Origin of the sequence: Streptomyces sp. NPDC127177 (assembly GCF_042672475.1) — a bacterium.
GTDB lineage: Bacteria > Actinomycetota > Actinomycetes > Streptomycetales > Streptomycetaceae > Streptomyces.
The window spans coordinates 49,804-63,987 of record NZ_JBHXUW010000049.1 but is presented as its reverse complement, the minus strand read 5'-3'; the positions used below and the strand labels follow the sequence as shown (position 1 = coordinate 63,987).

The following is a 14,184-nucleotide window of genomic DNA, read 5'->3' as shown; positions in this document are numbered from 1 at the left end:
GGGGCGGGCCCCGCCGGTCCGGCCCCGCGGACCTAACGCCAGCGGCTGACCTCGACGTTCTCCAGGACACCGAGCGCGTCCGGCACCAGGATGGCCGCGGAGTAGTAGGCCGTCACGAGGTAGGAGATGATCGCCTGCTCGTCGATGCCCATGAAGCGGACCGACAGGCTGGGCTCGATCTCGTCCGGGATGCCCGTCTGCTGGAGTCCGACGACACCCTGTTCGGCCTCACCGGTCCTCATGCAGATGATCGAGGTGGTGCGGGCGTCACTCACCGGGATCTTGTTGGACGGGAAGATCGGTACCCCGCGCCAGGCCGGCACATGGTGTCCGCCGACGTCCACGCTCTCCGGGACCAGACCGCGCTTGCTGCACTCCCGGCCGAAGGCGGCGATGGCGCGCGGGTGTGCGAGGAACAGCTTCGATCCGCGGCGGCGCGACAGCAGTTCGTCCATGTCGTCGGGGCCGGGGACCCCGTCGTGCGGCTGGAGCCGCTGGCCGTAGTCACAGTTGTTGAGGAGACCGAACTCGCGGTTGTTGATCAGCTCGTGCTCCTGGCGCTCGCGCAGCGCCTCGACCGTGAGCCGCAACTGCTGCTCGGTCTGGTTCATCGGCTGGTTGTAGAGGTCGGCGACCCGGCTGTGGACCTTCAGCACGGTCTGCGCGACGCTGAGTTCGTACTCGCGCGGCGCGGAGTCGTAGTCGACGTACGTGTGCGGGACGACGGCTTCACCGACATGGCCGGCGGACAGGTCGATCTCCGCCTCGCCGTACTTGTTGGTCCGCTGGTGCGGGATGGCAAGGAGCCCGGCGAGGTGGGCGCGCAGCGACTCGGACCGTTCGGCGAGGTTGAGTACGTCCGCCCGCCGCAGTGTCAGTACCGTGCACGCGGTGACGGCGCGGGCCGTGTACTCCCAGAGGGCGTCGCCCTCGATGAGGGAGTGGTCACCGAAGTAGGCCCCGTCGGCATGCACCCCGAGCACCGTCTCGTCCCCGTAGGGGCCGGTGCCGATCTTCTCGACCTTTCCGTGCGCCAGCAGGAAGACACGGTCCGCCGCCTCACCGGCCGTGGCCAGGAGCTGGCCGGCGGGAATGTCGCGCTGCTCGCACCTGCGGGCCAGTTCGGCGAGCGCCTCCTCGTCCCCGAAGTCCCTCAGGGCGGGCAGCTCGCCGAGCTCGGCGGGGATGACCGCGACCCGGTCCCCGGTCTGTACGAAGGTCACCCGGCCGTCGCCGACCGAGTAGCTCAGCCTGCGGTTGACCCGGTATGTGCCGCCCTGCACCTGGACCCAAGGGAGCATCTTCAGAAGCCACCGTGAGGTGATCTCCTGCATCTGCGGAGCGGACTTGGTGGTCGTCGCGAGGTTCCGCGCGGCTGCCGTGCCAAGACTCTGCTGCGGCGGCACCTGCACGTTCTGAACCTCTTCACCAACGGACATCTGACGTCCTCTCGATCATCGGCTGACCTGCGAGAAGAAGCCTTTCAGCAGGGGACTCAGTGCGCCATTACACAAAAGAGTGTGACTAATCGGGCTTTGGGCTGGGCACAACGCTGCGCGATGCCTGTGGACCGCCTTAATTTGCATCTTGGATACCAATTACCTACGGTGACGGCCATGCGGCTGACCAGATTCACCGACGTGGCGCTGCGCGTGCTGATGCGCCTCACCGTCGTGACGAACGAGGATCCGCCGACCACCCGCGAGGTGGCGGCGACCATGGAAGTCCCGTACTCCCACGTCGCGAAGGTCGTGGCCCGGCTCCAGCACCTCGGCCTGGTCGAGGCGCGGCGAGGCCGCGGTGGCGGGCTCACCCTTGCCGCGGGGGCACGGTCGACCTCGGTCGGCGGGCTGGTCCGCGAACTGGAAGGCCCCGGCGACGTCGTCGAATGCGAGGGCACCGCCCCCTGCCCGCTGCGGTCGGCGTGCCGGCTGCGCAGCGCCCTGCGCGATGCGGCGGAGGCCTTCTACGCCTCGCTCGACCCCATCACCGTCGCCGGACTCGTCGCCTCCCCCACCGGACCGCTCCTCATCGGCATCAGCAGCGGACGCCCGCCTGGCGACTGACCTCCACACCCGCCGACCCCACGGACCCACCACCCGCCGGCCTCACGACCCCACCACCCGCCGACCCCACGGCCTGCCCTCCGCTCCGCCTTCACCCTGCCAATAAATACGCATCTCAGATGCCAATTCAAAACCGAGGAGTCCCGATGCTCTCCGAGACGTCGACCGCCACAGTCCGCGCCACCCTCCCCGCCGTCGGCGCGGCCGTCGCAGACATCGCGGATCTCTTCTACCGCAAGCTGTTCGACGCCCACCCCGAGCTGTTGCGCGACCTGTTCAACCGAGGCAACCAGGCCTCCGGCGTCCAGCGCCAGGCGCTCGCCGGCTCCATAGCCGCGTTCGCGACGCACCTGGTCGAGCACCCGGACACCCGCCCCGACGTCATGCTCGGCCGCATCGCCCACAAGCACGCCTCGCTCGGTATCACCGCCGCCCAGTACGACGTCGTGCACACCCACCTGTTCGCCGCCATCGCCGAGGTGCTCGGCGATGCCGTGACACCGGAGGTCGCCGCGGCCTGGGACGAGGTCTACTGGCTGATGGCCAATGCTCTGATCGCCATCGAGGAGCGGCTGTACGCGCAGCAGGGCATCGTGGCCGGTGACGTCTGGCGCGACTGGGAAGTGGTGTCCCGGACCGAGGACACCGAGGACGTCGCCACGTTCCGGCTCCGCCCCGCCGACGGTGCGCCCGCACCGGCCTTCCACCCCGGCCAGTACGTCTCTGTGCAGGTCGAACTCCCGGACGGCGCACGCCAGATACGCCAGTACAGCCTGTCATCGGCTCCCGGCTCCACGCTCCGCTCGATCACCGTCAAGCGGGTGCGCGGCGGCGACTCGCCCGAGGGCGAGGTCTCACGGCGACTGCACGAGCGGGTCCGGTCCGGCGACCGGCTGCGGGTGTCGGCCCCGTACGGCGACCTCGTACTGAAGTCCGCCGACGCCCCGCTCCTGCTCGCCTCCGCGGGCATCGGCTGCACCCCGATGCTCTCGATGCTGGAGCACCTCGTGAACGACGGTCACCGCACCCCGGTCACCGTCGTGCACGGCGACCGCTCCCCCGGCACCCACGCCCTGCGCGCCGACCACGCCCAGCTCACCGGCAAACTCCCCGACGCCGCGGCGCACTTCTGGTACGAGGACCCCGAGCCCGGCCACCCCGCGAACCGCACCGGGCAGGTCGACCTGACCGGCGTCGTCGTCCCGTCCGGCACCCACGCCTACCTCTGCGGCCCGCTGCCCTTCATGCGGTCCGTGCGCACCCAGCTCCTCGCCAAGGGCGTCCCGGCATCCGACATCCACTACGAGGTGTTCGGCCCCGACCTGTGGCTCGCCCGGAGCTGAACCGGACCCCGCAACGGCGGAATTGACCGGATCGGCTCGCACGCCGTCCGAACAGGGACATGCGAACGGCCACCGACTGGTCAGGGGCACGGTTTGCCGGGTAGAAGCGCTGTACGGACATACTCCCCACACGCAGAAGGAGTTCGGCCATGTCCTCACCCATGTCCGCGAGCAGCTTCCTCGCCGCCCTGAAGGACGAGGGGCTCACCGTCGTCCAGGTCGGCGACTGGCGCACCCACAACCGCAACAGCCAAGGCGAATGGGGCCCGGTCAACGGCGTGGTGATCCACCACACCGCCACCAAGGGCACCGACGCCACCGTCCGTGTCTGCCGCGACGGCCACAGCGACCTGCCGGGGCCGCTGTGCCACGGGGTCATCGCCAAGGACGGCAGTGTCCACCTCGTCGGCTACGGCCGGGCCAATCACGCCGGCCTCGGCGACGACGACGTCCTGCGCGCCGTCATCGCCGAGAAGAGCCTGCCGTCGGACAACGAGGCCAACACCGACGGAAACCGGCACTTCTACGGCTTCGAGTGCGAGAACCTCGGCGACGGCGAGGACCCCTGGCCGGACGCCCAGCTCGAAGCCATCGAGAAGGCCGCCGCCGCGATCTGCCGCCACCACGGCTGGACCTCCAAGTCCGTCATCGGACACCTGGAGTGGCAGCCGGGGAAGGTGGACCCGCGCGGTTTCACGATGGACTCCATGCGGGCCCGGATCCACGACCGCCTGAAGTAACGCCTTTCGGCCGGATCATGGCCGTCCCCGTGAGGCCGGCCCGATCCGGACCGAAGGCCCGGACCCGGCGGAAGGCCCGGACCCGTCAGCCGGCCCCGGTCGGATCCACAATGGGGACATGCCCGCCACACCACCCGGTCCGCCCGGCCTCTCCCGGCTGCAGCCGGTGCTTCCCTCACCCCTGCGGCCGCTCGATGACGACCGCTTCGCCCGGCACGGCGTACGGCTGCTCCTCAAGCGCGACGACCTGATCCACCCGGATCTGCCGGGCAACAAGTGGCGCAAGCTCGCCCCGAACCTGCTCGCCGCCGCCGGGCGCCCCGTGCTGACGTTCGGCGGGGCCTACTCCAACCACCTGCGGGCCACGGCCGCCGCGGGCCGGCTGCTGGGCTTCCGTACGGTCGGCGTCGTCCGCGGCGACGAGCTGGCCCACCGGCCGCTCAACCCCTCGCTCGCACAGTGCGCCGCCGACGGCATGCGGCTGCACTTCGTGGACCGCGAGACCTACCGCGCCAAGACCGATCCAAAGGTCCTGGCCGGGCTGCTGAGCGCCCACGGGGAGTGCGAGGTCATCCCGGAGGGCGGCAGCAACGCCCTGGCCGCACAGGGCTGCACAGAGCTCGGCCGTGAGCTGCGCGGCCGGGCCGACGTGGCCGCGGTGGCCTGCGGGACCGGAGGCACCCTCGCCGGTCTCGCCGCCGGCCTCGCACCGGGACAGCGCGCCCTCGGCGTCCCGGTCCTGCGCGGCGGCTTCCTGGGGGAAGCGGTGCGCGACCTCCAGCGCGAGGCGTTCGGCGGGCCGGCCGGCACCTGGTCCCTGGACGAACGCTTCCACTTCGGCGGCTACGCCCGCACCAATGACGCCCTGCACGCCTTCGCGGAGGACTTCGAGGACCGGCACGGACTGCCGGTCGAGCGGCTCTATGTGGCCAAACTCCTGTACGCGCTCACCGCACTGGCCGGGGAGGGCGCGTTCCCCGCCGGTGCCTCGGTCGTCGCCGTGGTCACCGGACGGCCTGATCGCGCGGAGCCGTCCGGCACCCCTCAGTCGGCCTCCTCCCGGTAGGCCGCCGCCTCCTCCAGGTCGAGGCGCCTGAGCAGGGTGCGCATCATCTCGTCGTCGATGCTCCGCTCGTCCCGCAGCCGTACGAACACCTCGCGCTCGGCCTCGATCATCTCGCCGGCCAGCCGCCGGTAGGTCTCGTCCGCCGACTCCCCCGTCACCGGGTTCGCCGCCCCCAGCCTCTCCCACACGGCGTTGCGGCGGCGCTCCAGGACGGTGCGCAGCCGGTCGGTGAGCGGCTGGGGCAGCCGGTTGCGCTCGTCTGCGAGCAGCCCCTCAAGCCGCGCCTCGGCGGCCGTGGACGCCTCGTTCTGCGCCTGCGCCTCGGCGAGCGTCTCGGCCTGCCGGTCGCGCCCCGGAAGTCTCAGGACGCGCACCAGGAGCGGCAGCGTGAGCCCCTGGATGACCAGGGTGCCGATGACCGTGGTGAACGTCAGGAAGAGCACCAGGTTGCGGGCCGGGAAGTCCGTGCCGTCGGACGTGACCATCGGGATGGAGAAGGCGATGGCGAGCGAGACGACCCCGCGCATCCCGGCCCAGCCGACGATCAGCGGCGCGGTCCAGTCGGTCTCGGGTTCCCGCTCCCGGATCCGTTTCGAGAGCCACCGGGGCAGATAGGTCGCCGGATAGACCCAGATGAACCGGACCACGACGACCGCCAGGAACACCGCCACCCCGTACCAGAGGGCCTCCCCGACGGCGTACGTGCCGAGCCCCTTCAGTACGAAGGGCAGCTGGAGGCCGATCAGCGCGAAGACGGCGGACTCCAGGACGAAGGCGACCATCTTCCAGACGGCCGCCTCCTGGAGCCTGGTCGCGAAGTCGACCTGCCAGGAGCGGTGGCCCAGGTAGAGCGCCACGACGACCACCGCGAGCACCCCCGACGCGTGCACGCGTTCGGCCGCCGCGTACGCCACGAAGGGGATCAGGAGCGACAGGGTGTTCTGGAGCAGCGCCTCCTTGAGGTGGGTGCGCAGCCAGTGCAGCGGCACCATGAGGACCAGGCCGACGCCGACACCCCCGACCGCCGCGAGGAAGAACTCCCCGATTCCGGCGCCCCAGCTCATCCCCTCGCCCACGGCCGCTGCGAGCGCCACCTTGTACGCGGTGATCGCGGTGGCGTCGTTCACCAGGGACTCGCCCTGGAGGATCGTGGTGACCCGGGCGGGCAGACCGACCCGCCGGGCGATCGCCGCGGCCGTGACGGCGTCCGGCGGGGCGATCACGGCACCCAGCACCAGCGCGGCGGTGAGCGGCAGATCGGGCACCAGCCGGTAGGCCAGCCAGCCGACCGCGACCGTCGCGAACAGCACATAGCCCACGGAAAGCAGGGCGACGGGCCGCAGATTGGCCCGCAGGTCGAGGTACGAGCTGTCGACGGCGGCCGTGTAGAGCAGCGGTGGCAGCAGGAGCGGCAGCACGATGTGCGCGTCCAGGGTGTACGTCGGCACGCCCGGCACGTACGAGCCGATCAGCCCCATGGCCACCAGCAACAGCGGGGCAGGCACCGGCGTGCGGCGGGCCAGTCCGGCCATCGCCGCGCTGGCCGCGACCAGTGCCACCAGTGGCAATGCGTCCATCTCACGGTCCTCGCATCCGTCGTAACCTGACAATCATGAGTGAGTGCCCGCACGTATCAGACCTGCCGCGCCCCGAGCCCGCACCCCTCAGCGAGACCTGTCTCGAATGCCGGGCAACGGGCACCCACCCCGTACAGCTGCGACTCTGCCTGGTCTGTGGTTATGTCGGCTGCTGCGATTCGTCACCCATGCAGCACGCCACGACTCACTTCAAGGAGACCGGTCATCCGGTGATGCGAAGCTTCGAACCCGACGAAAGCTGGCGCTGGTGCTACGAGGACGGTTCGATCGTCTGACGTCTGGGTACGTCAAACCGGCGCCTGTTGTTCGTAATTGACCGCCGCAGACCCCTAGCCACTGTCTGTACTCATGGGCTTACCATGAGTGACAGTCATGGGACGGGTTTCGGCGACACGGCATCATGGATCGCGATAGCGTCGCCGGACCAAGAACCGAAGACGTACCGCATGGCTCCGGGGCACCCTTCCCGGATCCACGAATGAGTTTGTGCCACCTTGGAGGTGAGGGTGTCCCAGATCGCAGGCGAGCCCGGGAATCAGGACTTCGTAGAGGTCCGGCTGCCCGCTGCGGGTGCCTACCTGTCCGTGCTGCGTACGGCCACGGCCGGTCTCGCAGCGCGCTTGGACTTCACTCTCGACGAGATCGAGGATCTTCGCATCGCGGTCGACGAGGCCTGCGCGATCCTGCTTCAGCAGGCCGTGCCCGGTTCCGTCCTCAGCTGCGTCTTCCGTCTCGTCGACGATTCTCTCGAGGTGACGGTTTCGGCCCCCACGACGGACGGGCGTGCCCCGGAGCGCGACACCTTCGCCTGGACGGTGCTCTCCGCACTGGCCGGAAAGGTCGACTCCACGGTCGCCGATGACCGGACGGTCAGCATCAGCCTGTACAAACAGCGCGGCGCGGGACCCGGGCCGGCGTGAGCAACGGGAACGGGGACGGTCCTGTGCGGGACGAAACGATCCGACCAGGGGTGGTGCGCCCAGCAGGCATCCCGGAGCAGCAGGCCCTGCCTCATCCGGTGGACGGGGCGGACCTGCCCCGTGCGGTGGACGGGGCGGACGGGCCCGCTGGCCGTACGGTCGTGGTGGAGCAGTCGCAGGCGGAGCGGGCAGGCCAGATGAGCGAGCACGGACACCACGATCCACACGACCGCAGCGGGGCGCGGGCGCTCTTCATCGAGCTGGGCAGACTCCCCGGCGGATCGGCCGAGAAGGCCGAGCTGCGCAACCGCCTGGTGCGGATGCATCTGCCGCTCGTGGAGCACCTGGCCCGCCGCTTCCGCAACCGCGGCGAGCCGCTGGACGATCTGACGCAGGTCGCCACCATCGGCCTGATCAAATCGGTGGACCGGTTCGATCCGGATCGGGGTGTCGAGTTCTCGACGTACGCCACACCCACGGTCGTCGGCGAGATCAAGCGCCATTTCCGTGACAAGGGCTGGGCGGTGCGGGTACCGCGCCGCCTCCAGGAACTGCGGCTCTCGCTGACCACGGCGACCGCGGAGCTCTCCCAGCAGCACGGCCGCTCGCCCACGGTGCACGAACTGGCCGAGCGGCTCGGCATTTCCGAGGAAGAGGTCCTGGAGGGCCTGGAATCGGCCAACGCCTACAGCACGCTCTCGCTGGACGTGCCCGACACGGACGACGAGTCCCCCGCGGTCGCGGACACACTCGGCTCCGAGGACGAGGCGCTGGAGGGGGTCGAGTACCGGGAGTCGCTCAAGCCGCTCCTGGAGGACCTGCCGCCGCGGGAGAAGCGGATTCTGTTGCTCCGGTTCTTCGGCAACATGACCCAGTCGCAGATCGCGCAGGAGGTCGGCATCTCGCAGATGCACGTCTCGCGGCTGCTGGCGCGCACCCTCGCGCAGCTGCGCGAGCGGCTGCTCGTCGAGGAGTAGCCGGAAGGCCCGGTACCGCCGGGTCACCGGCGGCTCTCACGTACCCAGGGCCTCGCACCCACCCGCGGACCCGTCCGTGCGTCAGGCGTCGGTGTCCGTGTCGGGCGCCGCTCCCGGCCGCCGGATGCCGAGGGCTTCGATCGTCGTCGGCCTGGCCAGCTGGTACAGCGCGGTCAGCGACACCGCCGCGAGGACGATCCCGGCCGGGATCAGCACACCGTGGGACCGCAGCAGCGTCCAAGCCACCGGCAGCGCGATGATCTGGGTGATGAGGGCCGGGCCGCGGCTCCAACTGCGCCGCCGCAGCAGTCCACGAGCGGCGAACAGCGGGATCAGCCCGAGCGCGATGAGCGTCAGACCGCCCATTTCGGCCTGTTGCGGGCTGTCGGGCCGGCCGAGCAGCCCCATGACCAGCATGTAGATCCCACCGATGACCAGGGCCGCACCCTCGACTGCGTTGAGTCCGGCCACGAGCGTGATCCTGGCCGGCTTCGGTGGCTCGGCCAGAGGCATCGACGAGGGCGCGTTCTCCTGAGTACTCACCCTTGCAGATTGGCATCCCGGGCCCGCGAAAGTGAAGCCGGGGTCGCCGCGCCACCCGGACACGCCGGCCTCCGTCGCCCCACCGCTCCCGGACCGTCACCGTGCGTGAAGGCCACCGGGTAGGACTTCAGGCCAATACCCCGCGGTAGGTACTCTGGCGGAATGCGCGCACTTCTTGTGGTCAATCCAGCTGCCACCACCACCAGTGCGCGGACCCGTGACGTGCTCATCCACGCACTGGCGAGCGAGATGAAGCTGGAGGCCGTGACCACCGAGTACCGGGGGCACGGCCGCGATCTGGCCCGTCGGGCGGCCGACAGCGACGACATAGATCTCGTGGTGGCACTCGGCGGTGACGGCACGGTCAACGAGGTCGTGAACGGCCTGCTGCACAACGGCCCCGACATCGACAACCTGCCGAAACTCGCCGTGGTTCCCGGCGGCTCCACCAATGTCTTCGCCCGCGCGCTCGGTCTGCCCAACGACGCCGTCGAGGCGACCGGCGCCATTCTGGACGCGCTCGCCAACCGCACGGAGCGCACCGTCGGCCTCGGCCTGGCGGCCGGTACGCCGGGCACGGAGGACGAATCCGTGCCGGAGCGCTGGTTCACCTTCTGCGCCGGCCTCGGATTCGACGCCGGAGTCATCGGCCGGGTCGAACAGCAGCGGGAACAGGGCAAGCGGTCGACCCATGCGCTCTACGTCCGCCAGGTGCTCCGCCAGTTCCTGGAGGAACCGCGCCGGCGGAACGGAATGATCACGCTCGACGTGCCCGGCCAGGACCCGGTCACCGATCTCGCGCTCTCCATAATCTGCAATACGGCGCCCTGGACCTACCTGGGCAATCGCCCGATGTACGCCTCCCCCAAGGCCTCGTTCGACACCGCCCTGGACGTCCTCGGCCTCCAGCGGCTGTCGACGGCGGCGGTCACCCGCTACGCCACCCAGCTGCTCACTTCCAGCCCCGAAAAGGGTCCGCGCGGCAAGCACGCGGTTTCACGGCACGACCTCACGGACTTCACCTTGCATTCAAAGGCTCCACTCCCCTTCCAGATGGACGGTGACCACCTGGGACTGCGTAGAAGTGTGACGTTCACAGGCGTACGCCGTGCACTGCGTGTGATTGTGTGAGTGGAAGGGACCAAAGTCCTTTAACTCGAACGTTTGGACTGGCTTCCACCCTCTAGAAGTACGGCTGTGACGGAGCCGACACCGAGGAATCAAAAAAAACTTTCCTGAAGGGGTTGTATCCGTCGCCGAGGTTTGCGAATCTCTACATGGCGATCGGGACGGCCCGCAACAACGGCCTCCACTGAGAGCCAGAACCCCTCCTCACTTCACAGGACCACATCCAGTTCACCTGGACGTAGGCCCGGCACTTGCGGGGGGATTCGTGAAAGCGTTCACATTCACAAGCCACAGTTACGTAATACCAAGGAGAGGTAGCAGCCATGGACTGGCGTCACAACGCCGTTTGTCGTGAGGAAGACCCGGAGCTGTTCTTCCCCATCGGCAACACCGGTCCTGCGCTGCTGCAGATCGAGGAAGCCAAGGCCGTCTGCCGTCGCTGCCCCGTCATGGAGCAGTGCCTGCAGTGGGCGCTCGAGTCCGGCCAGGACTCCGGCGTCTGGGGTGGCCTCAGCGAGGACGAGCGCCGCGCAATGAAGCGCCGCGCCGCTCGCAACCGGGCGCGCAACGCAAGCGCCTGATCGACGCCACCGCTACGAACCTGAGCCAGGCGGCGCGTACAGAGCGTACGCATCACCCCGCCCTCCCCCGAGTCGCAGCGCGCAGTACCCCCGAAGCGCATGCTTGACCAGGAAGCCCGGACCGTTACCAACGGTCCGGGCTTCCTGCTGTGCCTGGCCTTCCGCCCGCCGCCGTCCGGGCACGTACCCGTGCTACTTGTCGGTGCGGACCGGGATGTCGAGGATCACCTGAGTACCGCGCTCGGGCGCGGGCACCATACCGAACGTCCCGCTCAACTCGCCCTCCACCAGCGTCCGCACGATCTGGAGCCCCAGATTGCCGGCGCGCTGCGGGTCGAACCCCTCGGGCAGACCGCGGCCGTCGTCCTGAACGGTGATCAGCAGCCGCCCCTCGGTGGGCGAACCGCCGCGTACCGCAGAGACCTCCACCGTGCCGGACTCCGCGACGCCGAAGGCGTGTTCCAGCGCGTTCTGCAGCACCTCGGTGAGGACCATCGCCAGCGGGGTGGCCACTTCGGCGTCGAGGATGCCGAACCGTCCCGTACGGCGGCAGGTGACCTTGCCCGGCGAGATCTCCGCGACCATGGCGATGACCCGGTCGGCGATCTCGTCGAACTCCACCCGCTCGTCCAGATTCTGGGACAGCGTCTCATGCACGATGGCGATCGAACCGACGCGCCGCACCGCCTCGTTGAGCGCCTCGCGGCCCTGCTCGGAATCCATCCGACGGGCCTGCAGCCGCAACAGGGCAGCGACCGTCTGGAGGTTGTTCTTCACCCGGTGGTGGATCTCCCGGATGGTGGCGTCCTTGGTGATCAACTCACGTTCGCGGCGGCGCAGTTCCGTGACGTCGCGGAGCAGGACCAGGGAGCCGATCCGGACGCCCTTGGGCTTGAGCGGGATCGCCCGGAGCTGGATCACACCGCCCGTGCACTCGACCTCGAACTCACGGGGCGCGTAACCGCTGGCGAGTTTGACCAGGGCCTCGTCCACCGGCCCCCTGGACGGCGCGAGTTCGGCCGTGATCCCGCCGAGGTGCTGTCCGACCAGGTCGGAGGCCAGGCCGAGACGGTGGTAGGCGGAGAGGCCGTTGGGGCTGGCGTACTGGACGACGCCGTCGGCATCGAGCCGGACCAGTCCGTCACCGACCCGCGGCGAAGCGTCCATGTCGACCTGCTGGCCGGGGAACGGAAACGATCCGGCGGCGATCATCTGGGCCAGGTCCGACGCGGACTGGAGGTAGGTGAGCTCCAGCCGGGACGGGGTGCGGACGGTGAGGAGGTTGGTGTTGCGGGCGATGACGCCCAGCACCCGGCCCTCCCTGCGCACGGGGATCGACTCGACCCGGACGGGCACCTCCTCGCGCCACTCGGGATCGCCCTCGCGCACGATCCGGCCCTCGTCCAGGGCCGCGTCCAGCAGCGGACGGCGGCCGCGCGGCACCAGGTGGCCGACCATGTCGTCCTGGTAGGAGGTGGGGCCGGTGTTGGGCCGCATCTGGGCGACGGACACATAGCGGGTGCCGTCGCGGGTGGGGACCCAGAGCACCAGGTCGGCGAAGGAGAGGTCGGAGAGCAGTTGCCACTCCGAGACCAGCAGGTGCAGCCACTCGAGGTCGGTGTCACTCAGGGCGGTGTGCTGGCGGACGAGGTCGTTCATGGAGGGCACGCGTGCGAGCGTACCTGTGGATGCGCACAGGTACCGAACCGGAAGGCCCGGCCGTACGTGCTGGAGTCGGGGCCGGAAATTGCCGTTCCCCATGGATGGACAGGGGCGAATGGTCTAGTCCACAATGCAGGAGACAGAGCCTCCGCTCTCCCCGCACAGGAGAGCGGAACGAGGTACCCGCGCTCTCTGCCCTGACTGCGCCGGTACCTCTCCCGGGCCGGGGGCACCGCACACCGTCGGCCCGACCGGCCGCCCCTTCGACGGGTGGCCTTACTCCGGGCTGCGGTGCTGGTCGGGCTGAGGGTCCCGGCCCGGCGCCGCGGCCCGCGGGTGTCTTCCGGGCCGGTCCGGCCACCGTGTCAGCGGGTTTCGGTGACCTTCGCGAGCGCGCGCGGCGCGTCCGGGTCCTGGCCGCGGGCGATCGTCACCTCGTAGGCCAGCATCTGCAGCGGCAGGATCTCCAGGATCGGCTGGACCTCCTCGGCGACCCCGGCCGTCGGCAGCACGAATCCCGCCGACGCGGCCTCCACCTGGGCCTTCGGGCCGACCACGAAGAGATCGGCGCCACGCCCGCGCAGCCGGTCGAGCACCGGCTGAAGGGCCTCGCCGCCATGGCCGTCGGTGACCACGGCGATCACCGGGGAGATGTTGTCGACCATCGCGAGCGGGCCGTGCAGCAGGTCGGCGCCGGAGTAGGACAGGGCGGGGATGTAGCTCGTCTCCATCAGCTTCAGGGCGGCTTCCTTGGCCGTGGGATAGCCGTAACCGCGCGAGGTGATGACCATGCGCTCGGCGAAGCGGTAGCGCGACGCCAGGGCCTTGACCTCGTCCTTGCGGGCCAGGATCGCCTCGGCGAGCTCCGGCAGGATCGCGGCCCGCGCGCCGTCGCCGCCGCGCAGACCCTCCACGAACAGGTACAGGGACAGCAGCGACGCGGTGTACGTCTTGGTGGCCGGGAGCGCCTTCTCCGGCCCCGCCAGGATGTCGATGTGGTACTCGGAGACCGCGGCCAGCGGCGAGTCCGGGTTGTTGGTCACCGCCAGCGTCACCGCACCGGCCTCCCGAGCGGCCTTGGTCGACGCCACCAGGTCGGGCGAACCGCCGGACTGGCTGACGGTGACGACCAGGACGTCCTTGAGGTCGGGCTTCGCCCCGTACGCGGTGGTGGTCGACATCGAGGCCAGACCGCAGGGCAGTCCGAGCGTGATCTCGATCAGGTACTTCGCGTAGAGCGCGGCGTTGTCCGAGGTGCCGCGGGCGGTCAGCAGCACGAAGCGGGGCTTCCTCGCCGCGATGTCGGCCGCCACCGACCGGATGGCGGGGGCGCCCTCGTCGAGGATGCGCCGGAGCATCGCGGGCTGCTCGGCCATCTCACCGGACATGATCCGGCCGGGCAGCTCGCCCTCGCCTGCCGCGTACGTGACGGACATGTCTGGTGCCTCCCGGGGTGTACCGACGCCTCGGCCAAGTCGAACACGGGGCACCGAGGGCCCGCCAGCGGACGGCACCCGCCGGGATCGCGGCAGGGGGCGCGCACAGTTCACCCGGAGGGTG

General features: G+C 69.9%; 14 protein-coding genes. 9 read left to right on the top strand and 5 right to left on the bottom strand.

Annotation, left to right across the window (positions count from 1 at the left end; translation table 11 throughout):
- Positions 1–32 precede the first annotated feature (32 nt).
- Complete coding sequence (locus ACFVJX_RS26860) at positions 33–1,439, bottom strand: family 2B encapsulin nanocompartment shell protein (protein ID WP_384135645.1); 1,407 nt, start codon at positions 1,437–1,439, stop codon at positions 33–35.
- Between the two features lie 177 nt (positions 1,440–1,616).
- On the opposite strand from ACFVJX_RS26860, the gene ACFVJX_RS26855 reads away from it, so the two are divergent.
- The 4 genes from ACFVJX_RS26855 (at position 1,617) to ACFVJX_RS26840 (ending at position 5,215) form a co-directional block, all read left to right on the top strand.
- On the top strand, positions 1,617–2,066 hold the full coding sequence (locus ACFVJX_RS26855; RefSeq protein WP_384135647.1) for an RrF2 family transcriptional regulator: 450 nt from the start codon (positions 1,617–1,619) through the stop codon (positions 2,064–2,066).
- A 146-nt stretch (positions 2,067–2,212) separates the two neighbouring features.
- Positions 2,213–3,409 carry a globin domain-containing protein gene (locus tag ACFVJX_RS26850; RefSeq protein ID WP_384135649.1) on the top strand — a complete coding sequence of 399 codons (1,197 nt, stop codon included), beginning with the start codon at positions 2,213–2,215 and terminating at the stop codon, positions 3,407–3,409.
- A gap of 149 nt (positions 3,410–3,558) precedes the next feature.
- The gene (locus tag ACFVJX_RS26845; RefSeq protein ID WP_384135651.1) at positions 3,559–4,149 is read left to right on the top strand and encodes an N-acetylmuramoyl-L-alanine amidase; all 591 of its coding nucleotides are present in this window, start codon (positions 3,559–3,561) and stop codon (positions 4,147–4,149) included.
- A gap of 118 nt (positions 4,150–4,267) precedes the next feature.
- Positions 4,268–5,215 carry a 1-aminocyclopropane-1-carboxylate deaminase/D-cysteine desulfhydrase gene (locus tag ACFVJX_RS26840; protein ID WP_384135653.1) on the top strand — a complete coding sequence of 316 codons (948 nt, stop codon included), beginning with the start codon at positions 4,268–4,270 and terminating at the stop codon, positions 5,213–5,215.
- On the opposite strand, the gene ACFVJX_RS26835 is transcribed toward ACFVJX_RS26840, so the two are convergent.
- Positions 5,194–6,792 (bottom strand): Na+/H+ antiporter, encoded by a 1,599-nt coding sequence (locus ACFVJX_RS26835; protein WP_384135655.1) that lies wholly within the window; start codon positions 6,790–6,792, stop codon positions 5,194–5,196. The genes ACFVJX_RS26840 and ACFVJX_RS26835 overlap by 22 nt on opposite strands.
- Positions 6,793–6,827: 35 nt before the next feature.
- Here ACFVJX_RS26835 and ACFVJX_RS26830 point away from each other — a divergent pair, with 35 nt between their 5' ends.
- The 3 genes from ACFVJX_RS26830 (at position 6,828) to ACFVJX_RS26820 (ending at position 8,710) form a co-directional block, all read left to right on the top strand.
- Entirely contained in the window at positions 6,828–7,088 is a 261-nt protein-coding gene (locus tag ACFVJX_RS26830) for a UBP-type zinc finger domain-containing protein (RefSeq protein WP_384135657.1), read from the top strand.
- Positions 7,089–7,319: 231 nt separating this feature from the next.
- Positions 7,320–7,733, top strand: a complete 414-nt coding sequence (locus ACFVJX_RS26825; RefSeq protein WP_003966375.1) for an anti-sigma regulatory factor — start codon at positions 7,320–7,322, stop codon at positions 7,731–7,733.
- A 50-nt stretch (positions 7,734–7,783) separates the two neighbouring features.
- Positions 7,784–8,710: an RNA polymerase sigma factor SigF gene (locus tag ACFVJX_RS26820; RefSeq protein WP_384135659.1), complete on the top strand. Its 927-nt coding sequence runs from the start codon at positions 7,784–7,786 to the stop codon at positions 8,708–8,710.
- 81 nt (positions 8,711–8,791) lie between these two features.
- On the opposite strand, the gene ACFVJX_RS26815 is transcribed toward ACFVJX_RS26820, so the two are convergent.
- Positions 8,792–9,253 (bottom strand): hypothetical protein, encoded by a 462-nt coding sequence (locus ACFVJX_RS26815; RefSeq protein ID WP_384135660.1) that lies wholly within the window; start codon positions 9,251–9,253, stop codon positions 8,792–8,794.
- A 162-nt stretch (positions 9,254–9,415) separates the two neighbouring features.
- Here ACFVJX_RS26815 and ACFVJX_RS26810 point away from each other — a divergent pair, with 162 nt between their 5' ends.
- Positions 9,416–10,384, top strand: coding sequence for a diacylglycerol/lipid kinase family protein (locus ACFVJX_RS26810; protein ID WP_384135662.1), 969 nt, complete (start codon positions 9,416–9,418; stop codon positions 10,382–10,384).
- A 320-nt stretch (positions 10,385–10,704) separates the two neighbouring features.
- Entirely contained in the window at positions 10,705–10,962 is a 258-nt protein-coding gene (locus ACFVJX_RS26805) for a WhiB family transcriptional regulator (protein ID WP_003953983.1), read from the top strand.
- Positions 10,963–11,154: 192 nt separating this feature from the next.
- Here the strand turns inward: ACFVJX_RS26805 and ACFVJX_RS26800 are convergent, their stop codons facing one another.
- A complete protein-coding gene (locus ACFVJX_RS26800; RefSeq protein WP_384135691.1) occupies positions 11,155–12,621 on the bottom strand; it encodes a sensor histidine kinase in 1,467 nt (488 codons plus the stop codon).
- A 368-nt stretch (positions 12,622–12,989) separates the two neighbouring features.
- On the bottom strand, positions 12,990–14,060 hold the full coding sequence (locus tag ACFVJX_RS26795) for an SIS domain-containing protein (RefSeq protein ID WP_384135664.1): 1,071 nt from the start codon (positions 14,058–14,060) through the stop codon (positions 12,990–12,992).
- Between the last annotated feature and the right edge of the window lie 124 nt (positions 14,061–14,184).

What these genes read in the sequence shown, in the direction of transcription:
- ACFVJX_RS26860 (WP_384135645.1), bottom strand. Translation starts at nt 1,439, where the DNA reads ATGTCCGTTGGTGAAGAGGTTCAGAACGTGCAGGTGCCGCCGCAGCAG.
- ACFVJX_RS26855 (WP_384135647.1), top strand. Translation starts at nt 1,617, where the DNA reads ATGCGGCTGACCAGATTCACCGACGTGGCGCTGCGCGTGCTGATGCGC.
- ACFVJX_RS26850 (WP_384135649.1), top strand. Translation starts at nt 2,213, where the DNA reads ATGCTCTCCGAGACGTCGACCGCCACAGTCCGCGCCACCCTCCCCGCC.
- ACFVJX_RS26845 (WP_384135651.1), top strand. Translation starts at nt 3,559, where the DNA reads ATGTCCTCACCCATGTCCGCGAGCAGCTTCCTCGCCGCCCTGAAGGAC.
- ACFVJX_RS26840 (WP_384135653.1), top strand. Translation starts at nt 4,268, where the DNA reads ATGCCCGCCACACCACCCGGTCCGCCCGGCCTCTCCCGGCTGCAGCCG.
- ACFVJX_RS26835 (WP_384135655.1), bottom strand. Translation starts at nt 6,792, where the DNA reads ATGGACGCATTGCCACTGGTGGCACTGGTCGCGGCCAGCGCGGCGATG.
- ACFVJX_RS26830 (WP_384135657.1), top strand. Translation starts at nt 6,828, where the DNA reads ATGAGTGAGTGCCCGCACGTATCAGACCTGCCGCGCCCCGAGCCCGCA.
- ACFVJX_RS26810 (WP_384135662.1), top strand. Translation starts at nt 9,416, where the DNA reads ATGCGCGCACTTCTTGTGGTCAATCCAGCTGCCACCACCACCAGTGCG.
- ACFVJX_RS26805 (WP_003953983.1), top strand. Translation starts at nt 10,705, where the DNA reads ATGGACTGGCGTCACAACGCCGTTTGTCGTGAGGAAGACCCGGAGCTG.
- ACFVJX_RS26800 (WP_384135691.1), bottom strand. Translation starts at nt 12,621, where the DNA reads ATGAACGACCTCGTCCGCCAGCACACCGCCCTGAGTGACACCGACCTC.
- ACFVJX_RS26795 (WP_384135664.1), bottom strand. Translation starts at nt 14,060, where the DNA reads ATGTCCGTCACGTACGCGGCAGGCGAGGGCGAGCTGCCCGGCCGGATC.